At 62.5% G+C, this 25,406-nt stretch carries 30 protein-coding genes; 14 read left to right on the top strand and 16 right to left on the bottom strand.

The genetic code is table 11. The annotated features are described in order from the left end of the window. Positions 1–45: 45 nt before the first annotated feature. Positions 46–387, top strand: a complete 342-nt coding sequence (gene erpA, locus LOX95_RS06590; protein WP_242914062.1) for an iron-sulfur cluster insertion protein ErpA — start codon at positions 46–48, stop codon at positions 385–387. Here the strand turns inward: erpA and LOX95_RS06585 are convergent. The 3 genes from LOX95_RS06585 to LOX95_RS06575 form a co-directional block, all read right to left on the bottom strand. Continuing rightward, positions 384–620, bottom strand: a complete 237-nt coding sequence (locus tag LOX95_RS06585; RefSeq protein ID WP_242913680.1) for a hypothetical protein — start codon at positions 618–620, stop codon at positions 384–386. The genes erpA and LOX95_RS06585 overlap by 4 nt on opposite strands. An 83-nt stretch (positions 621–703) precedes the next feature. Then, entirely contained in the window at positions 704–880 is a 177-nt protein-coding gene (locus LOX95_RS06580; protein ID WP_242913679.1) for a DUF1328 family protein, read from the bottom strand. A gap of 131 nt (positions 881–1,011) precedes the next feature. Beyond that, complete coding sequence (locus LOX95_RS06575; RefSeq protein WP_242913678.1) at positions 1,012–1,770, bottom strand: 3-oxoacyl-ACP reductase; 759 nt, start codon at positions 1,768–1,770, stop codon at positions 1,012–1,014. Between the two features lie 129 nt (positions 1,771–1,899). Between LOX95_RS06575 and LOX95_RS06570 the strand changes: the two genes are divergently transcribed. From LOX95_RS06570 to LOX95_RS06560, 3 genes are read left to right on the top strand one after another with little or no spacing between them, the layout of a single operon-like run. Next, positions 1,900–2,187, top strand: a complete 288-nt coding sequence (locus LOX95_RS06570) for a metalloregulator ArsR/SmtB family transcription factor (RefSeq protein ID WP_242913676.1) — start codon at positions 1,900–1,902, stop codon at positions 2,185–2,187. Next, positions 2,184–2,855: an SdpI family protein gene (locus LOX95_RS06565; protein ID WP_242913675.1), complete on the top strand. Its 672-nt coding sequence runs from the start codon at positions 2,184–2,186 to the stop codon at positions 2,853–2,855. The genes LOX95_RS06570 and LOX95_RS06565 overlap by 4 nt, the downstream gene beginning before the upstream one ends. A gap of 21 nt (positions 2,856–2,876) precedes the next feature. Beyond that, complete coding sequence (locus tag LOX95_RS06560) at positions 2,877–3,809, top strand: alpha/beta hydrolase (protein ID WP_242913674.1); 933 nt, start codon at positions 2,877–2,879, stop codon at positions 3,807–3,809. Between the two features lie 3 nt (positions 3,810–3,812). Here the strand turns inward: LOX95_RS06560 and LOX95_RS06555 are convergent, their stop codons facing one another. Further along, positions 3,813–4,544, bottom strand: coding sequence for a prephenate dehydrogenase/arogenate dehydrogenase family protein (locus tag LOX95_RS06555; protein WP_242913673.1), 732 nt, complete (start codon positions 4,542–4,544; stop codon positions 3,813–3,815). After that, positions 4,541–5,872, bottom strand: coding sequence for a dihydroorotase (locus LOX95_RS06550; protein WP_242913672.1), 1,332 nt, complete (start codon positions 5,870–5,872; stop codon positions 4,541–4,543). Before LOX95_RS06550 ends, LOX95_RS06555 begins: the two co-directional genes overlap by 4 nt. A 146-nt stretch (positions 5,873–6,018) precedes the next feature. Between LOX95_RS06550 and LOX95_RS06545 the strand changes: the two genes are divergently transcribed. Continuing rightward, positions 6,019–7,188 carry a S41 family peptidase gene (locus LOX95_RS06545; protein WP_242913671.1) on the top strand — a complete coding sequence of 390 codons (1,170 nt, stop codon included), beginning with the start codon at positions 6,019–6,021 and terminating at the stop codon, positions 7,186–7,188. 24 nt (positions 7,189–7,212) lie between these two features. Here LOX95_RS06545 and LOX95_RS06540 read toward each other — a convergent pair whose 3' ends face one another. Next, a complete protein-coding gene (locus LOX95_RS06540; RefSeq protein ID WP_242913670.1) occupies positions 7,213–8,169 on the bottom strand; it encodes a glycosyltransferase family 9 protein in 957 nt (318 codons plus the stop codon). A 206-nt stretch (positions 8,170–8,375) separates the two neighbouring features. Here LOX95_RS06540 and LOX95_RS06535 point away from each other — a divergent pair, with 206 nt between their 5' ends. Further along, positions 8,376–8,822, top strand: coding sequence for a PaaI family thioesterase (locus LOX95_RS06535; protein ID WP_242913669.1), 447 nt, complete (start codon positions 8,376–8,378; stop codon positions 8,820–8,822). Here LOX95_RS06535 and LOX95_RS06530 read toward each other — a convergent pair. Beyond that, complete coding sequence (locus tag LOX95_RS06530) at positions 8,800–9,900, bottom strand: ScoMcrA-related endonuclease (RefSeq protein ID WP_242913668.1); 1,101 nt, start codon at positions 9,898–9,900, stop codon at positions 8,800–8,802. The two genes, LOX95_RS06535 and LOX95_RS06530, sit on opposite strands and share 23 nt — an antisense overlap. Before the next feature lie 109 nt (positions 9,901–10,009). On the opposite strand from LOX95_RS06530, the gene LOX95_RS06525 reads away from it, so the two are divergent. Continuing rightward, complete coding sequence (locus LOX95_RS06525; RefSeq protein WP_242913667.1) at positions 10,010–10,555, top strand: hypothetical protein; 546 nt, start codon at positions 10,010–10,012, stop codon at positions 10,553–10,555. Positions 10,556–10,594: 39 nt separating this feature from the next. Next, on the top strand, positions 10,595–11,386 hold the full coding sequence (gene ygfZ / locus LOX95_RS06520; RefSeq protein ID WP_242913666.1) for a CAF17-like 4Fe-4S cluster assembly/insertion protein YgfZ: 792 nt from the start codon (positions 10,595–10,597) through the stop codon (positions 11,384–11,386). Here the strand turns inward: ygfZ and LOX95_RS06515 are convergent. Continuing rightward, positions 11,383–12,018 carry a YoaK family protein gene (locus LOX95_RS06515; RefSeq protein WP_242913665.1) on the bottom strand — a complete coding sequence of 212 codons (636 nt, stop codon included), beginning with the start codon at positions 12,016–12,018 and terminating at the stop codon, positions 11,383–11,385. The genes ygfZ and LOX95_RS06515 overlap by 4 nt on opposite strands. Positions 12,019–12,127: 109 nt before the next feature. Between LOX95_RS06515 and LOX95_RS06510 the strand changes: the two genes are divergently transcribed. Further along, on the top strand, positions 12,128–12,700 hold the full coding sequence (locus LOX95_RS06510) for a DNA-3-methyladenine glycosylase I (RefSeq protein WP_242913664.1): 573 nt from the start codon (positions 12,128–12,130) through the stop codon (positions 12,698–12,700). Positions 12,701–12,738: 38 nt separating this feature from the next. Here LOX95_RS06510 and LOX95_RS06505 read toward each other — a convergent pair whose 3' ends face one another. Both LOX95_RS06505 and LOX95_RS06500 read right to left on the bottom strand, forming a co-directional pair. After that, positions 12,739–13,524, bottom strand: coding sequence for a hypothetical protein (locus LOX95_RS06505; RefSeq protein WP_242913663.1), 786 nt, complete (start codon positions 13,522–13,524; stop codon positions 12,739–12,741). Positions 13,525–13,600: 76 nt separating this feature from the next. Next, positions 13,601–14,743, bottom strand: coding sequence for a CaiB/BaiF CoA transferase family protein (locus LOX95_RS06500; protein ID WP_242913662.1), 1,143 nt, complete (start codon positions 14,741–14,743; stop codon positions 13,601–13,603). Positions 14,744–14,849: 106 nt separating this feature from the next. On the opposite strand from LOX95_RS06500, the gene LOX95_RS06495 reads away from it, so the two are divergent. After that, the gene (locus LOX95_RS06495) at positions 14,850–15,776 is read left to right on the top strand and encodes a hydroxymethylglutaryl-CoA lyase (RefSeq protein WP_242913661.1); all 927 of its coding nucleotides are present in this window, start codon (positions 14,850–14,852) and stop codon (positions 15,774–15,776) included. Positions 15,777–15,815: 39 nt separating this feature from the next. Here LOX95_RS06495 and leuD read toward each other — a convergent pair whose 3' ends face one another. Continuing rightward, positions 15,816–16,439, bottom strand: a complete 624-nt coding sequence (gene leuD / locus LOX95_RS06490; RefSeq protein ID WP_242913660.1) for a 3-isopropylmalate dehydratase small subunit — start codon at positions 16,437–16,439, stop codon at positions 15,816–15,818. Positions 16,440–16,450: 11 nt separating this feature from the next. Beyond that, positions 16,451–17,863 carry a 3-isopropylmalate dehydratase large subunit gene (leuC, locus tag LOX95_RS06485; RefSeq protein WP_242913659.1) on the bottom strand — a complete coding sequence of 471 codons (1,413 nt, stop codon included), beginning with the start codon at positions 17,861–17,863 and terminating at the stop codon, positions 16,451–16,453. A 68-nt stretch (positions 17,864–17,931) separates the two neighbouring features. On the opposite strand from leuC, the gene LOX95_RS06480 reads away from it, so the two are divergent. Together LOX95_RS06480 and LOX95_RS06475 are read left to right on the top strand one after the other, a co-directional pair. Then, entirely contained in the window at positions 17,932–18,717 is a 786-nt protein-coding gene (locus LOX95_RS06480; protein WP_242913658.1) for a GntR family transcriptional regulator, read from the top strand. 150 nt (positions 18,718–18,867) lie between these two features. Next, positions 18,868–19,569 carry an isochorismatase family protein gene (locus tag LOX95_RS06475; protein WP_242913657.1) on the top strand — a complete coding sequence of 234 codons (702 nt, stop codon included), beginning with the start codon at positions 18,868–18,870 and terminating at the stop codon, positions 19,567–19,569. A 96-nt stretch (positions 19,570–19,665) separates the two neighbouring features. Here the strand turns inward: LOX95_RS06475 and LOX95_RS06470 are convergent, their stop codons facing one another. From LOX95_RS06470 to LOX95_RS06460, 3 genes are all read right to left on the bottom strand, one after another. Continuing rightward, the gene (locus LOX95_RS06470; RefSeq protein ID WP_242913656.1) at positions 19,666–20,577 is read right to left on the bottom strand and encodes a polysaccharide deacetylase family protein; all 912 of its coding nucleotides are present in this window, start codon (positions 20,575–20,577) and stop codon (positions 19,666–19,668) included. A 1-nt stretch (position 20,578) separates the two neighbouring features. Next, positions 20,579–21,526 carry a polysaccharide deacetylase family protein gene (locus LOX95_RS06465; RefSeq protein ID WP_242913655.1) on the bottom strand — a complete coding sequence of 316 codons (948 nt, stop codon included), beginning with the start codon at positions 21,524–21,526 and terminating at the stop codon, positions 20,579–20,581. A 97-nt stretch (positions 21,527–21,623) separates the two neighbouring features. Next, a complete protein-coding gene (locus LOX95_RS06460) occupies positions 21,624–23,018 on the bottom strand; it encodes an FAD-dependent oxidoreductase (RefSeq protein ID WP_242913654.1) in 1,395 nt (464 codons plus the stop codon). A gap of 240 nt (positions 23,019–23,258) precedes the next feature. Here LOX95_RS06460 and LOX95_RS06455 point away from each other — a divergent pair, with 240 nt between their 5' ends. After that, positions 23,259–24,188: an aldo/keto reductase gene (locus LOX95_RS06455; RefSeq protein ID WP_242913653.1), complete on the top strand. Its 930-nt coding sequence runs from the start codon at positions 23,259–23,261 to the stop codon at positions 24,186–24,188. 113 nt (positions 24,189–24,301) lie between these two features. Beyond that, positions 24,302–24,598: a hypothetical protein gene (locus LOX95_RS06450; RefSeq protein WP_242913652.1), complete on the top strand. Its 297-nt coding sequence runs from the start codon at positions 24,302–24,304 to the stop codon at positions 24,596–24,598. Positions 24,599–24,654: 56 nt separating this feature from the next. On the opposite strand, the gene LOX95_RS06445 is transcribed toward LOX95_RS06450, so the two are convergent. After that, complete coding sequence (locus LOX95_RS06445) at positions 24,655–25,368, bottom strand: alpha/beta hydrolase (protein WP_242913651.1); 714 nt, start codon at positions 25,366–25,368, stop codon at positions 24,655–24,657. Positions 25,369–25,406 lie beyond the last annotated feature (38 nt).

Here is a 25,406-nt window from a genome sequence, read left to right as displayed (position 1 = left end):
GTGAGCACCGTCCAATCCACAGAACAATCCACAGCCGCCTTTTCCATCAGTGCCCGAGCACCGGAAGGCATCACCCTGTCGCAAGCGGCGGCGCGCCGTCTGGCGGCCCTGTCGCAGGCCGAGGGCAAGTCCCTGATGCTTCGCGTCGCGGTCGAGGGTGGCGGCTGTTCCGGCTTCCAGTATCAGCTTGATCTGGTCGAAGAGGCGCAGGCCGACGACATCCGCATCGAATGCGACGGTCAGGCCGCGCTGGTGGACAAGGTGTCGGTGCCGTTCCTGAAGGGATCGGAGATCACCTTCGTCGACGAACTGGCCGGTGCGCAGTTTGTGATCCAAAACCCGAACGCCGCCTCCAGCTGCGGCTGCGGCGTCAGCTTCTCGATCTAGGCTTTCGGCGCTTTTGCGGCTTCGGCCGAGCGTTTCTTGCGGGCGTCGCGGAACATCATGGCAATGCCCAACACCATCCCGCCTACGCCCGCGACCACGGCCAGCGACACCTGGATCCAATAGGCGATTTCCCTGATCCAGTCGGCGAGCGCACGCCCCCAGGGGCTCAGGGCAAAGCCGACCATCCCCGCGAGCAGGATCAGGCACGCTGTAGTTCTCAAAAATGACTTCATGCCCGGCTCTCGCACTATGGAGTGCAGGACTTAGCCCAAGCTTTGCCATGTAAAAAGGGCCTCCCGATCCGGAGGCCCTTTTGTCATTTGACGATCTTCTTGCCCGCCATCACACCGAGGACAAGGAAGACCAGGAAGATCACGATCGCTGCAATCGCCAGGAATTTAGCGATACCGGCAGCGGCCCCCGCAACCCCGCCAAAGCCCAGAATACTGGCTACGATGGCGATGATAGCGAAGATGATGGCCCATTTGATCATAGGTTTCTCCTGCTTCTACGCAGATAGAACCCGTCAAGCTGAACCCTGTTCCTGATTATCGGGAACGTATCGGTTGTCCTTACCCCTGCCCAGCACGCCAAGGATTAAGGGCCAAGCCGCCAAAGCTGTGATTAATCGCGCACCAAACCACCGTCGACGACAAGGTTCTGTCCCGTAACGGCGCGGCTCCACGGCGAGGCGAAGAAGAGGATGGCGTCGGCGAACTCTTGCGGAGTGGTGACGCTACGCAGCGGGGTCATGCCTGCGATCAGATCGAAGACTGCATCGGGCGTGGCGGCGCTGGCGTTGGTGGTGCGAAGCAAGCCGCCCGAGACCATATTAACTGTAATGCCGTGCGGACCCAGATCGCCAGCAGCCGTGCGCGTCAGGCTCATCAAGGCTGCCTTGGCGGCCGTATAGTCGTGATAGGGCACCACCGGATTTTGCACGAGGTTGGTGCCGATGTTGACCACGCGGCCAAAGCCCTTGGCCTTCATCCCCGGCGTAGCGGCCTGAATGACGTTCAGCGCGCCATGGATGACGGTCTGAAACTGGCTGGCGAACTCATCCCAGCCGATGGTTTCCATCTGGGACCGAGCATCACCGTTGAAGCTATAGTCCAGCGCATTGTTGATGACGGTCGTAACCGCCCCGCCGTAGTGTTGATCGGCCTTGGCCAACATCGCCTCGACAGCGGCCCGGTCGATCACGTCGGCCTGCAGGGCGACGGCCTGCTCACCGATATCGGCGGCCAGCGCATGGGCAGCATCGCCGCTGCTGCGCCAGTTGATTACCACCCGCGCCCCTTCACGGGCGAAGGCCCGCGCCGCTTCAGCGCCGACACCGCGTGCCCCGCCGGTAATGAGGACGATCTGTTCGGAAATGTGCATGCGATGGCTCCCCTCAACCGTGGTTGTGATCCCTTAGTCGCCACCAGGGCGCAGGTCCAACACAAGCGCTCGCCGAGCATTGATTTTCGAACTTGCATTTAGGAATGTTCCTAATTATGACTTTTCCTAATGAATGCGCTCTTCAAAGCTTTGTCCCATCCGGTTCGGCGCCAGATTATCGCCATGCTGAGGGATGGACCGAAGGCATCGGGCGATATTGCCGCAGCCTTTGACATGAGCTGGCCAACGGTCACGGGGCACCTCAACGCCCTGAAAGAGGCCGAACTGGTCAGCACGGAGAAGCACGGTCAGTCAGTACGGTACCGGTTGGAAATCTCGGCGGTCGAGGAAGGATTGGCCTTCCTCATGGACATGGCCGGAGCAGGCAAAAATCAGAACACGGAGGACACGCCATGAATACGACCCTGAACACCCGTCTGGCGCTGGCCGTCTCCCTTCTGATCTTTGCAGGTAGCGCATGGATTGCGCTGAAGGGTCCGACCACGCCCGTGCCGCTGCATTTCGACTTTCAAGGCAATGCTGACCGTTTCGGTAGCCGGACCGAACTGGCGCTGACGCTGGGCGGTCTGGGCCTGATCAATCTGGTCGTTGCCTATCTGACCGCCCATCAGGCGAAGGCAGCGACCGATCCTGTCCGGCGCAAGGCGCTGGCCAACGGGCAGTTGGTATCGGTGCTGATCATGGCAGGTGTGGCGTTGATGATCGCTTGGGCGGCTCTCGGCCCTCAGGCGGCATCGGGACAGTATAATATGGTCGGCTCCGCCCTGTTCCTGTCGGGCATCAGCATTCTACTGGGCGCGGTACTGGGCAAGGTCGGCCCCAATGCCTTTATCGGGGTGAAGACCCCGTGGGCCTACAAATCCCGTCTGGCGTGGGACAAGTCGAACCGCTTGGCCGGACGGCTGATGTTCTGGCTGGGCGTGGCCGGCCTCGTCGCAGCCTTGTGGGTGCCAGCAAATATTCTGACCGGTGCGCTGGTCATCGGCCTGCTGGGCGCTGCGGGCCTGTCGGTGTTCGAAAGCTGGCGCGTGTGGCGTAACGATCCCGAAGCGCAGAGCTTCTAACCTGCCCCGAAACGGAGACGCATGATGCTGAGCCTTATGGCTGCCGCCCTGATGTTTGCGGGGCCGACCGAAACTCATGTGACGCTAGAAGCGACCCCTGCCCCTCTGCACGGCACGATGCTACGGCCTGCAGGCGAGATGGTCGCTGCCGCCGTCATCATCCCCGGAAGCGGCCCAACCGACCGCGACGGGAACAGCCCGTTGGGCGTGAGCAACGGCTCTTTGAAGCAGCTGGCCGAGGGGCTGGCCGCACGGGGCATCGCCACCGTCCGCATCGACAAGCGCGGCATCGCTGCCAGCCTTCCTGCCGTCGTGTCGGAGGCACAGTTAAGGTTCGACACCTATGTCGAGGATGCCCGCAACTGGGCCCGGTTGACCGCAGAACAAACGGGTGCGCCGTGCGTCTGGCTGATTGGCCATTCCGAGGGCGCGCTGGTGGTCCAGTCTGCTGCAGCCGACAAGGATGCACCGGTTTGCGGCCAGATCCTGCTCGCTGGTGTGGGGCGTCCGGTGGGCGTGGTGCTGCGCGAACAGCTAAGCGTCCAACTGCCCCAGCCGTTGAAGGACGAGACGTTCGACATGCTGGCGGAATTGGAAGCCGGACGCACGGTCGAAAATCCGCCCGTTGCGCTCATGGCCCTGCTGCGTCCTTCGGTACAGCCCTATCTGATCTCGTGGATGAAACGCGATCCGGCGCAGTTGGCACGTGACTATGATGGTCCGATCTTCATTGGTCAGGGCACCACCGATCTGCACACCACGGTCGTGGACGCGCAAGCGCTGCACAGCGCCCAACCGCGATCCGAACTGAATATTTGGGAAGGTATCAACCACACCCTGACCGAAGCGCCCGCTGACCGCGCGGCCAATATCGCGACCTACACCAACGTAAACGCCAAGATCGCACCGCAGGTTGTCGAAGACGTCGCCGACTTCATCCTGACGCCGCGCTAGGGGTTAGCCGTCCAGTTCGCCTCGGGCCTTGTCGAATAGGCTGAAGAAGCGCTCGCGGACCTCGGCGGCGAAGGGGTTGTCGCGCTCGATGGCCTGATAGACGGCGGGGCTGTCGTGACGGACCATGTCGACGCCCTGCATGACACGCTCGAAGCTTGCGGTGGTCATGCGGGTGGGTAGCGGCTCCATGTTCAAGAGAACGCGGGCGATCAGGTGGGTCAGGCCCTGAACGGTCGCGGCCTCGCGGTCGTGATCTTCGGGGCTGACGTTAAAGACCTTGAGCTTCAGCACCTTGCGGCACCATGCGGCGGTGCGGCGGGCGTCTTTGCCTCCCTTCACCTCGCACACAGCGATGCGCAGACCTTCCAGACCATTCTTGGCCGATTGCGGGCCGAACAGCGGGTGTGTGCCGACGATGCGGACGTGATCGGGCAGCAGACGCTGCATCGCTTCAGCAGGTTTGACCTTTACCGAGCCGACGTCGATCACCAGAGCGCCGTCAGCCAACAGACGCGCGATCTCCTGAAGCGTCTGTTCCAGCACACCAACCGGAACGGCGAGGATCACCACCGGACAGCCCGCCGCCTCGGCCAAGTCTACCTTGGCAGCATAGGCATCATCCCCATCCATAGCCGGATCAAACGCCCGCACATCGAAATGCGCGGCCAGATGCTGCGCGGTCAGTTTCCCGAACGCGCCATAGCCGATCAGACCTAGACGGGGCTTTGCGCTCACAGGGTTTCCTGGAAGCGGACCGGCTGGCCGTGGGCGGTGCCGATCAGTTCGCCATCCTTCATCACCACGCGCCCGCGCACGATGGTGGCGACCGGCCATGCCGAAACTGCGTGGCCGTCAAACGGGGTCCAGCCGCAACGGGTGGCCTGCTGGTCGTGGGTGATGGTCTTCTTGGCCTTCATGTCCACGATGGTCAGGTCGGCGTCATAGCTGACAGCCATGCGGCCCTTGTTGGCGGTGCCAAACACGCGCTGCGCCCCGCCACTGGTCAGGTCGATGAAGCGTTCCAACGACAGGCGGCCCTTGTTCACGTGGTCCAGCATCAGCGGCACCAGCGTCTGCACGCCCGGCATACCCGACGGCGAGGCCGGATAGGGCTTGGACTTTTCTTCCTTGGTGTGCGGCGCGTGGTCCGAACCCAGAACGTCGGCCACACCCTGTTGGATACCCCACAGCCACAGGGCATCGACGTGCTCCTGCGAGCGGATCGGCGGGTTCATCTGCGCATAGGCACCAAGGCGCTCATAGGCCTCGGGGCCAACCAGCGTCAGGTGCTGCGGGGTGATTTCGACCGTGGCGACATCCTTGTGGAAGCGCAGGTATTCCATCTCGTCCTTGGTGGTCACGTGCAGCACGTGGATGCGAGCGCCCGTTTCCTTGGCAAGGCTCACCAGACGGCGGGTCGAGCGAATAGCGCTCTCGGCGTCGCGCACTTCGGGGTGGCTGGTCCAGTCGCCGGTGCGGGCCAGCTCGCGGCGCTCGACCAGACGGTATTCGTCCTCGGAGTGGAAGGTCGCGCGGCGCTTGGTGTTGGTCAGGACTTTACGCACGCCCTCGTCATCGGCGATCAGCAGGTCGCCGGTCGATGCGCCCATGAACACCTTGATGCCGCACACGCCCGGCAGGCGCTCCAGCTCGCCCAGATAGTCCGCATTCTCGTGCGTGCCGCCGACGTAAAAGGCGTGGTCGGTCCACATGCGATTGTTGGCGCGGGCCAGTTTGTCTTCCAGCGTCGGCTGGCTGATGGTGTTGGGGTTGGTGTTCGGCATTTCGAACACGGCCACCACACCGCCCAGAGCCGCCGCGCGGCTGCCGGTTTCGAGGTCTTCCTTCCATTCCAGACCCGGCTCGCGGAAGTGGACCTGGGTGTCGATCACACCCGGCAGAACCGTCAGCCCCGTGGCATCGAACACCTCACCCGCCGAGGCGCCGGTTAGGTCACCGATAAAGGCGATCTTGCCGTCGATCACACCGACGTCCGCCTTGCCGCGCCCCGCATGGTTCGCCACCTCACCCCCGCGAACGATCAGGTCATAAGTCTGGGTCATGGGAGGCGCTCCGACGGGAAGGATTACAGTCGGACGGTCTTCTACGCCTTGGGGGCAGTCAGGGGAAGGCGAAGCGCCCCGCTTAACCTCGGCCAGATGAATAAAGTTTCAGTTGTGCGCCGGAGGCGAAGGCGGGACAATTTCGCATGAACCGATTCATCATGCCGTCCCTCCTCGCCACCTCCGTGATGCTCTCAGCCTTCGGTGCCCGCGCGCAGACACCGGAACAATTCCGCACGGACGCCGTATCGATCGAGCGTCTGATCGTGGAGAACTACGCCTATTCCGACCGCTTCCCGCAAGGAACAACGCCAACTAGCGAAAAGCTGGAGGCCGAAGCCTTGGCGGTCACGGACAGCGCCTCCCTTCTGCGGTATTCGGAGCGGCGACTGGCCGCGCTGGCGGACCATCACACCATCACCGGCAGTTCCTTCAGCAACAGCTGGGCGCTGGTGCCCAGCTATTCGGATCTATGGATCGAACATGATGGCGACCGCTACATCGTCACCGCCGTGCGTGACAGCCCCGCCTCAAAGGCAGGTATCGTGGTCGGTGACGCCGTACTCGAAATCGGTGGCCGGTCCACAGCCCTCGCGGTCAAGGATTTCTGGAACGATTTGGGGGTGGACGTTCCGCCGGACGGCCTTGGCTATACGGCGCGCGTACTGGCGGCGGGCCGTCGGGACAGCGCCAGAACCCTGACCCTTGCCACTGGTCACGACCATCCGCGCACGGTAACGCTGGCGTCGCTCTATACCGGAAACCGCCCCTCCCGCGATGCGCTTTCCGTATCACGCAGTCCTGACGGGCTGACCATCCGCATCAACGACTCCCTTGGCGATCAAGCGACGATCACGGCCTTTGACGAAGCGATGGCCCACGCGAGGCAAGGCGAAGCCGTCATCCTTGACCTGCGCGACACGCCTAGCGGCGGCAATACGGTTATCGCCCGTGCCCTTATGGGATGGTTCGTCACCGAGGCCCGCCCTTACCAGATGCACCGATACGTGGCCGAGGAACGCCGCACCTCCATCCCGCGTCAATGGATCGAACAGGTTCTACCCCGCGCGGATAAACACCACGCAGGCCCTGTCAAAGTCCTCGTCGGCCGCTGGACCGGAAGCATGGGCGAGGGACTGGCCGTCGGCTTCGACGCGCTAGGGGCAGAGGTTCGGGGATGTCCGATGGCGGGTCTGCTGGGCGCGATTTATGACTATCGGCTGGAATACTCCGGCCTCGTCATCAAACTGCCTGCCGAGCGACTTTCGACCGTATCGGGCACGCCGCGCGAACAGTTCACCTGCGCGCCGCTGTAATACCTTGAGGCCCAGCCGACACCCCTACTCCGCCATTTCCGCCAGCATCTTGAGCGTCTTTTTCAGGACGCGGTCGGCGGGGAGGTCCATCATGTGCTGGATGTGCTGGTTCAGGCGGGGGTCTAGTTCTTTGTATTCTTCCAGGGTGCGCGGGCCGCGAACGGCGATGCCGGTCCATGGGCGGCGCTTCTTGTCGTCGGACGGGCCGAACACGCCCACAGCAGGAACACCTGCGGCAACGGCCAACTGGGTCCAGACGCTGTCTCCCCCGATGAACAGATTGGCGTGGGTCAGTGCCGCCGCCGTTTGCAGGCGGGTCAGCTTGCCCTGAAGCTCGATCACGCGGTCGCGGCGCACGGCAAAGCGGATGGTGTGAGCGGCGTCACGGTCGGCTTCCTCGCCGACGATCATCAGCTTGCCACCGGCCAGAGGTCCACCCTCGGACAGCAGCGGTGCCGCCACCTTGGCATAGCGTTCGGCGGGCCAGCGTTTGCCGATCCAGTCCACGCCCGGACCGATCGCCAGAATGGGTTCATCACCGCGCGGGATGAAGCTGTCGGCGATGGCTTGGGTGGCCTCGCTGATGAACAGTTTCGGCGCGGGGATTTCATCCAGTTGCAGCAGACGGGCGGCCTCTTCCACAGCGTGGACGCCGGGGATGCTGCCTTCCTTTACGGCGCGGCGCTGGCGTCGCAGCTTGCCCGACAGGGACGAACCGCGCAGGTCCACCACCAGACCCCAGTTGGTGTCGCGCACCTGGTTCCACAGAGATATCCAGTCCCAGCGGCCGTCCTTGTCCAGAACGATCAGACGACGCAGGCGCGGCAGGTCCGCAAACAGCGGTGCCGACGCGGCCGAACCAACCACGGTAAAGTCGGCGTGCGGGATCATCTCTACCAGATGTGCCAGCGCGCCCGACGAGAGGATGGCCTCTTCAGGATCGGCTTCGGCAATATAAAGGATGGGAAAACGCCCGCTCATATTCTCAGCCTAACGGGATTCTCTCGGCGTTTCAGCGTTTAGGCGGTGAATTGTACGTTATCGTCATAACAGGCGACGGTTGTGCCTTGGTGGCCGTCGTCGAGCAGCGTTTTAATACCGCGATGCAGCGTTTTTAAGTCCACATGGCAAGGCATTCCGGCTATGGGGCCAGGGCTTTCGACCCTGTTTTGAGTACGAGTACCCCAATGTCTGCCGATGCCTTCCAAAACCACGTCACCATCGTCACCGAGGGGGAGTGGGCCGGTTGGGGACGCTGGACAATGCACGTGCCGTTCGAACAGCACGCCGGACCCTTCTATATCCGCCGCCACGAGGACGGCGACCTGCAGGCGGGCTTCATGCCGATCGAGCGCAACTGCCGCCACGGCGGCATCGTGCATGGCGGCTCGCTGCTGACGTTCGCGGACTATTCGCTGTTCGTGATCTCGGCAGATGTTATGGGCGATCAGGACGGTGTCACCGTCTCGCTCAACAGCGAGTTTCTGTCTCCTGCCGTTCCCCACAAACGCCTCACCGCCCGCGGCAAGGTGACCAAGGCCGGCAAGCGCATGATCTTTGTCCAGGGCACGATGGAACAGGAAGGCCGCCCCGTGCTGGCTTTCTCCGGCATTATCGCGGTAATGTCTTCGTAGGGGTGGGCCCCGCTCTCATCTCACGATGAGTGACTCGATGGCAGTTCGAACATAGCAGTTGGAGATCATCCATACCCGTGATGGAGGACTCCTCTCGCTCTGAAACCATCTCGATGTGGTGCACATCGAAGCACGCATCGGCCATCTCAGCCCCGTATTCAGCAATGTAATCCTTAGCGCAGCGGAAGCAGATCAACTTCCCATTTTGGTCTTTAAACTTCTGCTTGTAGCGCTTCGGCAACGCGCCAGATCGCTCAGTTTTGAAGTGCAGACGAAGCTTCTTACTGCCCTCCAAAGCTACCAACTCTTCATCAGATGGCAGTAACGGCTCGATATCATCTCGCTCAAATTGTGCCGGCTCTTCCTCCAGATGCGACGTCTTTACGCGTTCGACGACTTCAAAACCGCGATCACGTAGGATTTTGAATATCCTATCACCGGAAGAAAAATGCTCCGGACTTATGGGGCGATTAAGAGCATTAGCTAGTGCCAGGCCGAAAACCTTTTTCGGCGGCAGCGGCTCGCCGCCATCACCAACGATCAAGCAATAATCACGGCCTTCCGCAAACCGATTAGCGCGCTCTCTCCCTTGCCGTATTTCCTCAATCGCAGCTTTGATATGCGCTCTTTGGACTTTTGCGTAATCACCCGTACTGATAGGTGGTAATATTTTACCGCAACCTGTCACAGCATCTATCAAGGCGTGTTCGGGAAATCCCTCAGCCTGAAACAAGAGCCTGCGCCATGCGCCATGGCTTTTACTGCCTTCATTGCTTTTCCGAATGATCTGCATCGCAGCTTTGTCATTGTCGGGATCGAGTTCCACGCTCGTGAGAAGTACTCGATCAAGCATATCCGGACGGGCACGTCTCGCCGCTTCGCTATCAAGATAAGATACGAAATCGATTGAGTTATTCCGCAGCCGCTCGATTATCAGCGGTAAGGCTAGTCGATAATCAGGATTACTGCCGGTTACCTTATTGCCGCTGTGACTATGCAGGACGATATGATCGTCCTCGACATCGATGCGGGCGTTTAGCTGCGCACCATTATGATCGTAAATTGAAATCGCAGTCACGGCCGCCCTCCCGCAGAAATGCCTGCGCAATGGATGGCATCAACACCGTTCTTTCGGCAACCCAAAGTAGGAACTATGCCTATGGCTGTGTTGTCCCTAAACAGCCCCAATGTCCCTGCCCCTACTTCCTGACCGCGATTGCGGTGGCTGCGTTGAATGCTGCCGTTACATCCCGCTGGACCTGCCTGAACTGGCCAAGCCGACGGGGCAGCTGTGCCACTATTGCGTCGATGGTTCGGGCTGTTCGGTGCATGCCATTCGTCCGCAGACCTGCCGCGTGTGGTTCTGTCTATGGCGGGCGGTGGAGCTTTCGGATGACTGGCGTCCGGACCGCAGCGGCGTGATCGTGCGCCCCGATGGTGTGCAGGAAGGGATCATCACCCTTTACGTCATGCGGCCATCCGAGTTTCTGGCGACCGAGGACTTCTTTGCTACCGTCGCCCACTGGATCGCCGAGGGTATCCAGATCGCCCTGTCGGTGCCGGGGCCGGAGGGCACCTATCCCGTGCGTGCGGTGGTGACCAATTATCTGCGCCCGTCCATCGAGGATGGCGATATGGAGGCCTTTGTCGGCCATCTGTTCGCGGCGCTGGACAGTCTGGCGGCGTCGGACTTCCAGCCCGATGGCGTCACGGCGCGTTACGCCGTCGCCTGACCCCTTCTTTTCGCGGGCGCGTCGGCCTATCTGATGGCCATGCCTATTGCCCGTTTGAACAGCCGCGCCGTCATCACCGTGACCGGCCCCGACGCCCGCCACTTCCTCAACAATCTGCTGACGCAGAATGTGGAGACGCTGGAGGCCGGAGCCTTGCGGTTCGGGGCACTGCTGACGCCGCAGGGGCGGCTGATGTTGGACCTGTTCATCTGGGGCAAGGAAGACGGCTTGTGGCTGGATGTTCCGGCAGACGCGCGGGACGGTCTGGTGCAGCGGCTGGCGATGTACAAGTTGCGCGCCGATGTGGAGATCACGGCGTCCGACGCTGGAGTGTTCGCGGCGTGGGAAGAAGCACCCGAAGGCTTCATCGCCGATCCGCGTCTGGAAGGGCTGGGCCACCGCGCGATAGGCTTCTCGGGCGAGACCACCGCCAGCGAGGACGACTGGCACGCACACCGCGCCACTCTGGGCGTGGTCGAGGCCGCCTTCGATGCGCCCAAGGACAAGACCTATCCCATCGAAGCGAACTTTGACCTGATGAATGGCATCGACTTCCACAAGGGATGTTTTGTTGGTCAGGAAACCACCTCGCGCATGAAGCGCAGGGGCACCATCAAGAACCGCATCCTGCCCTTTAGCTATGAGGGCGAGGCCCCTGCAGCGGGGGCCGAGGTGCTGAACGGCGAACTGCGGGCGGGCGAAGTGACCAGCGCCGCCAACGGACGCGGCATGGCGATGATGCGACTGGACCGGATGGAGGGAACTCTGAGTGTGGATGGCCGTGCCATTTCCGTCATCCGCCCCGACTGGGTTCCGGCGTTCGAAGCCTAGGCGCGGAGCCTGAACAGGCTGTAGAGCGCCAGTGACAGCATGGCCGTCGCCGCGAGGGCCAGCGCCCAGACGCCAAAGTTCTGATAGCTGAGCGCACCAAGCACTGCTCCGCCTGCCAACCCCGCCCAAAGCAGGAAGAATGGCACCCAGCTCCAACGGTCTCCGCCAAACAGGGCGACGGTGATCCGCTCGCCCATCTTGACCAGATTGCCGGTCATATAGGTGGTGCCGACCATCACCTCGCCGTCGTCGGCAAAGACTGTGTTCTGAGCCCCCATGGCCAGCGCCAGCGGCACGACCGACCACACAACGCCCACCTTCACATAGGCTACCAGCGCCGCAAGCAGCGCCAACAGCACCCAACCCATAATAGCCGGTCGCTTGTAACGCCCTGCCAGCCGCCCGACGCTGGCTCCCGTCACGACACCCAGCACAAAGGCCAGCAGCAGGCCACCGGCCACAAGCGCGTCATGGCTGATCTCCGACAGGCCGATGGCCAGTCGCGTCGTATTGCCGGTCATGAAGGAGACAAAGAACCCGCCGGTGATCAGGAAGCCGACCGCGTCGACGAACCCTGCGACCACGGCAAAGCACACAGCCAAAACCTGCGACGGGCGATCAAGGCGCACCATGTCAGGACTTTCGCGAGACTCTCATTGGCAGAGCGAACGCCTTTTGACGCGCCTCGTCAATCTTTAAGCCCAAGCTTGCCAAACGTGAACATTTAGGCAACATTGTTCAATGACCGACGCGACCCTCTCCCGCTGTAAATGGTGCGGCACCGACCCGCTGTACGTCGCCTATCACGACACCGAATGGGGCGTGCCCGAACACGACAGCCGCGCCCTGTGGGAGAAGCTGGTGCTGGACGGGATGCAGGCGGGGCTGGCGTGGATCACCATCCTGAGAAAGCGCGAGGGTATCCGCGATGCCTTCGCCAATTTCGATCCGGACAAGGTGGCGGCCTTTGATGATGCCGACATCGAGCGTTTGATGAACGACGCCCGCATCATCCGTTCGCGCGCCAAGATCATCGCCACCATCGAGAGCGCCCGACTGTTCGTGCAGATGCACGACAATGGTGAGGACTTTGCCGAATACCTGTGGGCCTTCGTCGGGGGCAAACCGATCGAGAACGCCCTAGTCGAGGGCGAGCCCTACCCCACCCAGAGCGCCGAGAGCGTGGCCATGTCGAAGGCGCTGAAGAAGCGCGGCTTCAAATTCGTCGGGCCAGTGATCGTGTACGCATTTATGCAGGCCGTCGGCATGGTCAACGATCACATGGTGACCTGCTTTAGGCACGCAGAGGTTTAAGAGGCATCATCAAGCTGACAACGGCCTGACAGCCCTTCTCAGCAGCCCGGCAGTTCGGGTGGGTCGACCGGATCATAGCTGGCTCCCACCTTGGCGTAGGTCACAACGGCTTTGCGGTCGCCGGTGTAGCGGACGCGGATGGTGCGGCCCTTTTCGCCAGCAAGGATTTGCCCCTCGAATCCTGTGACCTCTTCGCCGTCCAAGCGGGCACCGCCGTCGCTGTATCCGGTCGAGACCTGATCGATGCGGGTCACGGGCCGCTCGGGCGTCAGTTCGATGACGTGGGCCCATGAACAGCTATAGCCCTGCCAAGTCCCGCCTGCCTCGGCTACCAGAGTTGGCGACGGTGTCAGGTCCTGCCGGATCGACCATTGCGGCGGGTTTCCGAAAGTCCCCGTAATCAGGAACGCGGGCCATGCGCCGACGCGTTCAAACCCGTTGGCGGTGGGCTTCAGATAGTGGATGGCCAGCGAGCCTGCGTTGACGTGCCCCTCGCCACCCTGCCCCTCGGTGATCAACGCATAGAGGGCGGGCGCGACGGGAACGAGCTTGGCCTTGTTGTAGGTCTGGACCTCGGCGGCCTCGGTTCCCTTGGGCCGGTAAACGACAGGCGGAGCGGCACCCCATGCCGCGCGGAAGGCGGCCGCGCGGGTCTGTACATCATTCACATCAACGGCTTGGACGGCAGCGGGAGTTTCTGGCTTGGCCATCGGCGTTGCCGCCACGGGCGCTGCCTCCGACGCAGGGGCCGAAGGTGCGGCCGCCCTTTCACAGGCGGCCAGCACCATTGCGCTGCCCATCAGAAGATAGGTGAAACGTTTCATCGACAACCTCGTTCAAGAACAGAGGTCGATAAACGCCCGTACACCTGAAAACTTCAAGCGTTGCCGCGACTGGAACTCAGCCCTTGGCCAGTTCGGCCAGAACCTGTTCCTGATGCTCGCCGGACTTGGGCGCGGCGGCAGGTTCGTTGAAGCGGCGACCGTCCATCTCGATGGGCAGGGACGGCAAGCGCACCACCTCGTCGTTCGGCATGGTCACGTCGATCAGACCACCCGTGTTCAGGTGCGGATCGTCGAACAGGTCTTCGGGGCGGGCGATGGGGGCAAACGGCAGGCCGCTGGGCGACAGCATGTCGATCAGTTCTTCGCGGGTGTATTGGCCCACCACCTCGCGCACGACCGGCAGGATCTGGTCACGCGCCGCCACGCGGGCATTGTTCAGAGCATAGGCCTCGTTGGCCTTCAGATCGCTGAGGCCGAACAGGTCGCAGAACACCAGCCACAGCTTGTCGGTCACCACGCCGATGAACACGCCCTCGCCGTCCTTGGTCTGGAAGACGTCATAGATGGACCATGCCGAGATACGCTCCGGCATCGGACGTGCGGCGGTTCCGGTGACGGCCTTCTGCGCCATGTGCTGGCCGACGAGGAAGGCGGTCGTTTCATAAAGGGCGCTCTTGACCAGTTGGCCACGGCCCGTGCGGCGGCGCTCTTCCAGTGCGGCCAGAATACCGATGACGCCGAACATGCCGCCCGTCACGTCGATGACCGAGGCACCGGCGCGAAGCGGACGCCCCGCCGGACCGGTCATATAGGCAAGCCCGCCCATCATCTGGGCCACTTCGTCCAGCGCGGTACGCTGTTCATACGGCCCCGGCAGGAAGCCCTTTTCGGAGCAGTAGATCAGGCCCGGATTGATCTTGGACAGTTCCTCATACGACAGGCCCAAACGATCCAGAGCCCCCGCACGGAAGTTCTCGATAATGACGTCCGCGCCCGCGCACAGGGCCTTGGCCGTGGCCAGCCCGTCCTCGGACTTCATGTCCAGACGGATGGAGCGTTTGTTGCGGTTGTACATGACGAAATAGCCCGCGCCCGACCCCTTCAGGTCGCGCGTGGCATCGCCGTTGGCAGGCTCGACCTTGATGACGTCGGCACCCAGATCGGCGAGGATCACGCCCGCGGCCGGACCCATGACCATGTGGGTGAACTCGATGACCTTCAGTCCTGCGAGCGGACCTTGGCGAACGGCTTCTGTCATGACGCTTACCCCTCCAAAGCATCGGCCCGATGGGCCATAACTGTCCTAGACCGACAGCGATAAACGATCTAATGATATAATAATAGATCATTTGAGGGAGTATGTGGTGGGGACCCCAATTCTAGTCAGCGAAGTCGGCCCGCGCGACGGTCTGCAAAGCATCAAATCCATCCTGCCGACCGAGCAGAAAAAGCGCTGGATCGATCTTCAGGTCGCCGCTGGCTTCCGTGAAATCGAGGTCGGCTCGTTTGTGCCCGCGCACATCCTGCCGCAACTGGCCGACACCGCAGAGATCGTGGAATACGCCCGCCAGATCGAGGGACTGACGGTCGCGGTTCTGGTGCCTAATGTGAAGGGGGCCGAGGCCGCCATCGCCGCGGGCGCGCACAAAATCTCCCTGCCCCTGTCGTGCAGCGAGACGCACAGCCTGAAGAATGTGCGCCGCACCCACGAACAGATGATCGAGGCGGCCACCACCATTGCAGAACTGATCAAGGCCCAACCCGAAGGCAACCGCCCGCATTTCGAGGGCGCACTATCGACCGCCTTCGGCTGCACCATCGAGGGCGAGGTGCCGGAAGGCAAGGTGGTCGAACTGGCCGAGCGTCTGATGAAGGCGGGCTGTGACGAGGTGGGCCTGTCTGACACCTCCGGCTATGCCCATCCGGTTCAGGTGAAGCAGCTGATCAAGGCTGTCCGCGCCGCCGTGGGCGACGAGAACCTGACGGGCCTGCACCTGCACAACACGCGCGGTCTCGGCCTCGCCAATGCCATGGCTGGTCTGGAACTGGGGATCACCACGCTTGACTCGTCGCTGGGCGGCGTCGGCGGCTGCCCCTTCGCACCGGGGGCCAGCGGCAACATCGTCACCGAAGACCTCGTCTTCATGCTGGAAGCCATGGGCTATGACACAGGGGTCGACATCGAAAAGATGATCGAACTGCGCAAAGAAGTCGCCGCCATGCTGCCCGACGAAGAGTTCTACGGCTTCCTGTCCGAGGCCGGCCCACCCAAGGGCTGGCGCGGGTTCTAAAACGTCAAAGGGGGCCAGTTCGGCCCCCTTTTTTATATCCTACAAATAAACCCACGGCCTCTGCCCCTGATCGCTTGCGATGAAGGCGTCGATGGCGTCCTTGTGGAGCAGGGTCAGGTCCACGGCGTCGTAGCCGTTGAGCAGGGCAATGCGGTCTTCTTCGTTGTTGAGGGTGAAGCCGTATTCGCTGCCGTCGGGTGCGGTGACTTTTTGGGCTTCCAGATCGACGGTGACCTTGGCGTTGGCGGGGTCGGCTTCGACCTGTGCGGCGATGGCGGCGACCACATCGGCGGGCAGGATGACAGGACACAGGCCGTTGCGGACGCAGTTGTTGTAGAAGATCGGGTTGAAGCTGGGGGCGATGACGGCGCGGAAGCCGTATTCGTGCAGCGCCCAGACGGCGTGTTCACGGCTGGAGCCGCAGCCGACATTCTCACCCGCCAGCAGGATGCCGACGCCCGCATATTCCGGCTGGTTCAGCACGAAGTCGGGCTTGGGATCGCGCCCGCCCACGGCGGTGTAGCGCCAGCCCGCGAACAGGCCGTCTTTCAGGCCCGTCTTGGAGACGGACTTCATCTCGCGCGAGGGGATGATGATGTCGGTGTCGATATTGGCCCGCACCAGAGGGGCGGCCACGGCGGTCATGCGAACGAAAGCTTCCATGATCTTTATCCTTATGCGGCCAGCTTGCGCGGATCGGCGAGGCAGCCCGCAATGGCGGACGCGGCGACCACTTCGGGGCTGGCGATATGGGTGCGGGTTTCCGGCCCCTGACGGCTTTCAAAATTGCGGTTGGTCGAGGAGACGACGCGCTCTTTCGCGCCAAAGCTTTCACCACCGGCGAAGAAGCACATGGAGCAGCCCGGCTCGCGCCATTCAAAGCCCGCTTCGATAAAGACCTTGTCCAGCCCTTCAGCCTCGGCGGCTTCCTTCACCAGACCCGATCCCGGAACGCAGATGGCGCGCACGCCGTCGGCGACCTTGCGGCCCTTGAGGATGGCGGCGGCGCGGCGCAGGTCCGACAGACGGCTGTTGGTACACGAGCCAATGAAGGCCGAACCGATCTTCAGGCCTTCGACCGGCTGTCCGGCGGTGACGTCCATATAGGTGATGGCGCGTTGGTGGATTTCCGCGCTGGCTTCATCCGCATACGGAACGATGCCGTCAATGCTGATGGCCTGTTGCGGGCTGGTGCCCCAGGTGATCATCGGACCGACTTCCGAAGCGTCCAGCACGATCTCCTTGTCAAAGGTCGCGCCGTCGTCGGTTTTTAGCGTGCGCCAGAAGGCGACGGCTTGGTCCCAGACCTCTCCCTTCGGGGCATAGGGACGCCCTTCCAGATAGGCGAAGGTCTTTTCATCAGGCGCGATGATGGTGCTGAAACAGCCCAGTTCCGCGCCCATATTGCACAGCGTCAGACGCGCTTCGATTTCCAGCGCCTCGATGGCCGTGCCTGCGAACTCGACGATATGGCCCTGACCGCCCCGCGAGCCGTGACGGGCCAGAAGCGTCAGGGCCAAGTCCTTGGCGGTAACGCCCGTACCCAGCACGCCATTCACGATGATCCGCATGGTCTTGGGGCGGTTGATACGCAGGGTGCGGGTGGCCAGAGCATGCTCGGCCTCGGTCGAGCCGATGCCCCACGCCAGCGCACCCATCGCGCCTTGGGTGCAGGTGTGGCTGTCGGGGCAGACCACCGTCAGGCCCGGCAAGACAATGCCCTGTTCGGGCGAGACGACGTGGACGATGCCCTGACGCTTGTCGCCGATGTCGAAGATGGTCACGCCCTCGGCCTTGGCAGCCTCGCGGGTCTGCACGATGAACTCGCGGCCACCGGGCATGCGGGTGTCATCGTTACGTCCCACATGGGTGTCGACGATGTGGTCCATCGTGCCGAACACGCGTGCCGGATCGGCCACCTGACGGCCAGCGGCCCGCAGGCTCTTGAGCGCAATGCCGCCCGTGCGTTCATGCAGAAACACGCGGTCGATGGCGATCAGGCCGACGCCCGCGTCATTGCTGTGCACCAGATGCTGGGCCCACAGCTTGTCGAACAGGGTCGAAGGGCTCGGATTAGGCGTTGTCATACACGACGTCCTTGAAGCAATAAGGATGGGTGCCGAGCGGCACCTTGATTTGGTCGGGGAGAAGAGTTTTGAGCGAAGACGCGACGTGGCCTTTTCCCGTGCCGTTGCATCTCGATCCGGCGTTGCCGACGCCGCTCTACCACCAGATGTATCTGGCCATCCGCGCACAGATCCGCAGCGGTGACATCCCGCCCGGAGCCATGCTGCCGGGGGAGCTGCATCTGGCGAGAATCTTCAACGTCTCGCGCATCACGGTAAAGCGGGCGCTGAGCGAACTGGCCGATGACGGCCTGCTGGACCGCCAGCGCGGGCGCGGCACCGTGGTCACCAGCGCCGTCCCCTCGCCCGTGGTCAAAGGCGCGTTCGATAATCTGGTCGAGAGCCTGACCCTGATGGGGCTGGAGACGCAGATCGAACTGCTGGAGGCCGACACGCTTGCTGCGGAGGGAGCCATCGCCGACCAGTTGGAAATCGAGGCCGGATCGCCTGTTCAGCGTTCCATCCGTCGCCGCAAGCTGCAGGGCGAACCCTTCTCCTACCTCGTGAACCACATCCCCGCCGACATCGCCGCCCACTGGACCCGCAAGGACCTTGCCAGCACGTCCATGCTGGTGTTGCTGGAACGGGCAGGTTTCAAACCCGTCGATGCCGACCAGTGGATAATGGCTGTGGCCGCCGAACCGGCTGTCGCTGCGGCTTTGGATGTGGATGTCGGATCGCCCCTGCTGAAGGTGGCGCGTGTGATGCGCGACGCCAGCGGACGGGTCGTCCAGCTGATCCATTCGCACTATCGCTCCGACCGTTTCCAGTACCACGTTACCACCCGCGAACGTCGGCCCCTTGCCGACGACTGAAGCTGACGGTCTATCGGCAGAAAACTTTGCCAGCGACCGCAGTTCGTCCTTGCAATCCTGCCACAAGACAAATGATATATGAATAGATCATTTTGATCTTGAGCCCGTCTCTGAGGGGAGACGTGGCCGGATTGTTAGAGGAGGGCTTTGATGTCTGCAGACCTGCATTTCGAACCGACCATGGTTCGGGAAAACCGCACCGCGCGCGAAATCTATGAAGGCATCAAGGCCAACCCGACCCGCGCCCGTTTCGGCTTTGGCAATAAGCTGGCGGTGCTGAACATCGACTTCCAGCAGGCCTATACCCGCCCCGACCTGTTCCCCGTCTCGGCCTATGTGACCGATCCGGACCAGATCAAATGGGTGAACCGCATCTCGGAACTGGCCCGCAGCGCCAACATGCCGGTGGCGTGGTCGCACGTGGCCTATAAGGCCGACGGCGGTGACGCTGGCGTCTGGGGCACCCGCACCAATACGCCCGACAGCCTGCAGAACATCAAATACGGCTCGGAGCGCCACGCCTTTGATCCGCGCTGCGATATCAAGGAAGACATCGACCTTGTGTACACCAAGCGCATGCCTAGCATGTTCTTCGAGACCCCGCTGCGCTCCTACCTGCAATGGCATGGTGTAGACACGGTGATCGTGACGGGCGGCTCGACCTCGGGCTGCGTACGCGCGACGGCCGTGGATGCCCTGTCCTACGGTTTCCGCACCATCGTTCCCGAGCAGTGCGTGGCCGACAAGCACGAAAGCTATCATTACGCCAACCTGACCGACCTGCTGCTGAAATACGCCGATGTGGTCGATGCGCAGGAAGTGGTGGACTGGCTGACAGCCCGTCAGGGCTAAACAGCCCCTACCCCATCAAAAAACCCCGACCGGAGCGATCCGATCAGGGTTTTTCTTTCGCCTCGGTTGGGAGGATCAAGGCGATCAGGGAGAGCCCTATTTCGCGGCGTCGGCGATCTCCGAAGCCGTAGCCGACCACACCTCGGCGTCACCGCCGATGGCGTTCAGGATGCGGCGCACTGCGTGGGCGCGGAACGGCAGGCCCGAGACATAGGGCGTCAGCGTGAAGCCGATGGCGCGACCACCGAAGCGGTCTTTTTCGGACTTCAGATAGTCGACGGCTTCCAGCACCTGATTGGCCCAAAGGTCTTCGGACTGGCGCTTGTCGATCAGAAGGTTGCGGTCATCGATCTCGTTCGACAGCGGCACGGCCTGAACCACGCCTGAGGGCGTCGTCATCTCGACCGGCACATCGTCCTGTTCCCAGTCGAGGCAGATGTCGAAGCCGTTGGCGCGGATAATTTCCAGCGTGTTGAACGACTGCTGACGCGCAGGGCTCATCCACACACGCGGTTTGAGACCCGCCGCATCAAAGCGTGCGCGGACCTCGGACACCCATGCTTCTTCGGTCTCGCGGTCCAACGCACCGAAGTGGATGTGGTCGGTTGACAGGCCATAGGCGGCGATCTCGTGACCATCGGAGAGGATGGCGTCGATCAGCGGCCTCAGACGTTCCAGCTGATTGGCGTTGACGGGGAAGGTCGCCTTAACGCCCGCCGCCTTCAGGCTTTTAAGGATGCGGAACACACCCACGCGGTTGCCATAGTCGCGCGTCGTATAGTGGCGCAGGTCCGGATAGGGCGTGACCATCGCGCCGGGGTGTTTGAACGGCTTACCCGACGGGGTCAGGGTGTGGTGCTCGATCGGCACAACGACCATGGCCGCCACGGCCTGACCGGCTGGCCAGTTAACCTTTGGGCGCTCGGCCTGCTGGCGCCAGCCGTAAAGCGACTGGTCCATGCCGTAGGATCGATGCGGATAGGTCAGATAGGATTCAGGCAGGCTCATCTTACGCACCCTCCCCGCTAAAGCCCGTGCCGCCGGTGGCAAGACCGCGACGCTCGATATCGGCCTTGGTCTGGTCCCAATAGGTCTCGCGGTAATAGCCCGCGATCTCGGCGGCGGTTGTGATCCACACATCGTCCGAATGGCTGGTGATGTGTTTCAGCGCCTCTTCGAACGGGCGAACACGGTGGCTTTGGCTGACCAGATAGGCGTGCAGCGGAATGCACATAACCGTGCCGCTTTCCTCGCCCTCTTCCAGCAGCTGGTCGAAGTGGCGCTTCAGGATGTCGGCATAGCGCCACGGGTCCATCGACTGCGCGCCATAGGTGATGACGTCGTTCACTTCGAGCGAATACGGCATCGACATCAGCTTGCCGGACTTGGTCTTTACCGGCTGGGGTTGGTCGTCCTGGAACAGGTCGCAGGTGTACCAGAAGTCCATGTCCGCGATCAGATCCAGCGTGCGCTCGGTGTGTGTCAGGGCAGGTGCCAGATAGCCACGGATACGCTGGCCCGTCGCCTTCTGGATGGTGTCGATGGAGTCCTGGATCATGGCGCGTTCCTGCGCCTCGTCCATGTCGTAGGAGTAACGGGTGTTATAGATGCCGTGCGAGAAGAACTCCCAGTTCCGCTCGACGCAGGCTTCGATGATCTCGGGGTGGTGGTCGATCAGGGCGGTCGACAGCGAGATGGAGCCGCGCATGTTGTGGCGATCCAGCATTTCCATCAGACGCCAGTGGCCGACGCGGTTGCCCCAGTCGCGCTGCGAATAGCCGACCACGTCCGGCGACGGCTTGGGCCAGCCCGCACGCTTGTCGTTCTTGGGCGGGTCGAACTCGTAATATTCGATGTTCGGCGCAATCCAAAAGGCAAGCTTCTTGCCGTCGGGCCACACGACCTTGGGCCGCTCATGATAGGGCCAGTAGTCGTAAAGGTTGGGATCTGCGTGCACTTGCCCCTCCGCAACTCACTAAATGATCTATTTATATATCAATTGGTCTTTGAAATAAGACAAGCCCCAATCGGGGCCTGTCCTGTCATTCTGTGATCTAGCCCGCAACCTGTTTGGCGGCGGCCCGTCCGGCCAGCTTGCCCAGCGTGGTCGCGGTCAGAAGACCATGACCTGCCAGATATCCCGCCGGACCCGAGCCCGAGACGCCCCGCGCTGCACCACCGCCTGCGAACAGGTTCGGGAAGACGCTGCCGTCCTTCTTCTTCACGCGGGCTTCGGCATCGATATCCAGACCGCCTTGGGTGTGGAACAGCGCCCCCACGACCTTGGCCGTGCGATAGGGCGCGACCAACGGCGGCTTGCCGGTAAAGTCGCGGCCGAACGCGTCCTCGATCTCGCCGCGCGTGGCCGCTGCGACGGCTTCAACCGTCTCGCGCAGGGTGTCGACGGGCGTAGAGGTGATAGCGGCCAGTTCCTCGATAGAGTTCGCTGTCTGGACCGCGCCCGCTTCCAGCGCATCGCGATAGTCCTCGAACTTCATCATCAAGGTGTGGAGACGCTCGTCGAGGATCGACCATGCATAACCGCCCGGCTGGGCATTCACCTTAGCGGCCTGCTCCGAATAGCCCTGGCTTTCGTCCGAGAAACGCTTGCCCTCGGCATTGACCTGATAGCCACCTTCCATGATCAGTGGCCACAGGATCGGCACGCCATAGCCTGCGGCCAAACCGCCGTGCCCCTGATAGCCGTCCATGTCGGCCATCGCGGCACCCAGCTCCTCGCCCCACAGGATGGCTTCGCCCTGATTGCCCGAGTGTCCGTGATAGACGATGTCGGCCAGTTCGGGGATGTAGCGGCGCACCATGTCCGCGTTGGCACCGAAACCACAGCACGCAAGGATCAGCGTCTCGCAGCCGATATCCTCGAACGAACCGTCGGGGCGTTCGATACGCACGCCGACAACATTCTCGCCCTCTCCGACATACAGGTGACGGACAGTGGCTTCGGTCAGGATGCTGACACCTGCATTCGACGCGCCGGCTTCCAGCGCGGCCTGAAGTTCCGCGCCCGAGCGTTTAGGCGTGGCGAACATGCGCATCCGGCTGTGGCCCGGATAGATGTAGTCGTCGATCAGGATGAACGGCACGCCGTGCTTGTCGCGCAGCCACTGGATCGTCTCGACGCCTTCATTGGCCAGAAGGCGCGCGAGGTCCACATCGACGCGGCCTTCGGTCTTCTTGATCATGTCCTGGACAAACAGTTCGGGGTTGTCGTCGATGCCGCGCTCGGCTTGTTCGGGCGAGCCGGGCGCGGGGATCATGCCGGTGGACATGCTGGTCGAGCCCAGCGGCGTGGGATCGCGCTCAAGCACCAGCACCTCGGCTCCACCATCTGCCGCAGCCATGGCCGCCGTCAGCCCACAGGCCCCTGCGCCGACCACCAGAACGGGGATCACAAAGTCAAATTCGGGTACGTCACGCAGGATGGTCATGGAATCGCAGGCTCCGGCCACTGTTCAAAGAGGCGGCGGGCAGCCAAGCCTCTGTAATCTTTGCAACAGCCTACGTCTGGCGCGGGCCGCCGCGCTTGCCGCTTTGGCGAAGTGTTCGCCCTATGGAGAGCCACCCGCCACATCCCGTCCCGCCAACTGTTCGACAGGTGGAGGAACCACAGCCGGTCGCCAACACCGCCCGCTCATCCATTAGCGTGTCGCCAAATGGTGGAGGTGGAAATGGAACACAGATCACTGGGCCGCTCGGGCCTGAGAGTATCGCTGGTCGGGCTGGGCTGTAACGGTTTCAACGATCTGGAGAAGGCGCGCGATGTCTATGGCGCGGCCCGCGATTGCGGCATCAACTTCTTCGATCTGGCCGATATGTACGGCGGTCCGGGCGGGGTGTCCGAAGCCATCATGGGCGAGCTGTCGCAGGGCCACCGCGACCAGATCATCCTCGCCACCAAGGGCGGCTTCGCGACCGACGGCAGCTTCCGCGCCATGGGGGCCTCGCGCCGCTATCTGGTGCAGGCGGTCGAGGCCAGTCTCAAGCGCCTCAAGACCGATTACATCGACCTGTACCAAATCCACGCGCCGGACCCGCTGACGCCGCTGGACGAGACTTTGCGCGCGCTGGACGACCTGATCCGTCAGGGCAAGATCCGCTATATCGGTGCGTCCAACTATGCCGGATGGCAGCTGGTGGACGCCATGTGGATCGCCGAGACCAATAAGATCTCGCGCTTCATCTCTTCGCAGAACGAATACAATCTGCTGGCGCGCGGGATCGAAACGACCACCCTGCCCGCCATGCAACGCGCGGGCGTGGGCCTTCTGCCCTACTTCCCGCTGGCGAGTGGCCTGTTGACCGGCAAGGTCACCAAGGACGCGCCGCCTGCACCGGGCACGCGCCTGACGATGGGCGGCCTGCCGTCCAAGGTGCTGAACGACACCAATGTGCAAAAGGCCGAGGCGCTGAAGGCCCTCGCCGAAGAGCGCGGGCGTACCTTGGTCGAGATGGCGTTCGGGTGGCTGGCGTCGCGACCCGAGACATCCAGCATCATCGCCGGTGCCTCGCGCGGAGATCAGGTGCGGGCCAATGCGGCCTCGGCCGGGTGGACGCTGGACAGCGATCTTCTGGCGAAGATCGACGCCACCACACTTTGACTAATCGCAGAACGGATAAGCCACGCGGGCGACCTATGCAGCCGCGCCGCTTGGCATAGCCTCACATTCACGACGAACCCATGCGCCCGACAGGGCACCAACCGGAGGACCTCATGGCCAACATCTATCTGAACCAAGACAACGTCGATGATCTAGGCCGCATGGTCACGGCGCTGCTCTCGGAGGTGTGGATCCTGCGCGACCGTATGGCGGTGCTGGAGACCATGTTGGACAAGAAGGGTGTGATCGAAGCTAACGCTATCGACGACTTCGCCTTCACGCCCGAGCAGGAAGCCGAACTAGAAAAAGTACGCGACCGCATGGTCTCGGCAGTCGTTGGAGCCCCGATTGCGGCCCGCGAACACCACGTCGATCAAATCCTGAAACGCGCCGGTTTGGCCGACGACTGATCGTTACCGACGTCCCCCGCATGAAACTGAAAAGACCCCTTCTCAGGGGTCTTTTTTTATGCGCCGAGAAAGCGGGTCAGGTGGTTGAGCGTGGCCCGTCTTTGCAGGTGTCCGTCAATGGCTCCCTCAAGGCCGGACGCGGCGTTGTCGGTAGGTTCGTGGCCCTCGACAAAGCCATAGTGGTTGGCACCTTGCAGCACGACGTGCTCGGACGGGACGGTGTAACGGGCGATGGTCTTATCCACCCGATCCGGCGTGGCGATGGTGTCGTGGGTGCCGCTGATGAACATGACCCGGGTCCGTTCGGGGCGGCTCAGGGGTGTGTCCTCCTGTCGGTAAGGCAGCACCATGGTCAGCAGCTGCGGTTGCAGCGAAGCCCCCATGACGATTACGCCTTCGATGTCCTGCGGCGGCCTATAGCCTTCGGGACGGGTGAGCCTGTTGTTACGCGCGGGGTCGGTTTCCAGCGCATCCAGCGACAGTGATCCGCCCGCGGAATGTCCGGCCAGATAGATCGGCAGGCCGTAGGAACGCAGGTGCCCGAACAGGGACTGCATTCCTTTCAGTCCGTCGATATCGGCCAGTTCGGGAATGACGACTGTCACCCCACGGGCATTCAGCCCAGACAGCCAATCATAGCGGCGCGCGGCACAGCCGAACCCCGGCACCATGGCCAGAACGGCACGCGCCGCCGGTGCCGTATGCAGCCGTGCCGTGCCTATGCCCTCGATTGTAATCAGACGGGCGTCTGCCTTGGCGGTGCCAGCCATCCCTGCCCCCAGTGCAGCCACAAGAAGTTTACGGCGGT

The organism is Brevundimonas pishanensis (assembly GCF_022750635.1).
Classification (GTDB): Bacteria; Pseudomonadota; Alphaproteobacteria; order Caulobacterales; family Caulobacteraceae; genus Brevundimonas; species Brevundimonas pishanensis.
Note: the sequence above shows the minus strand (reverse complement) of the source record. Positions and strands in the feature narration are given on the sequence as shown.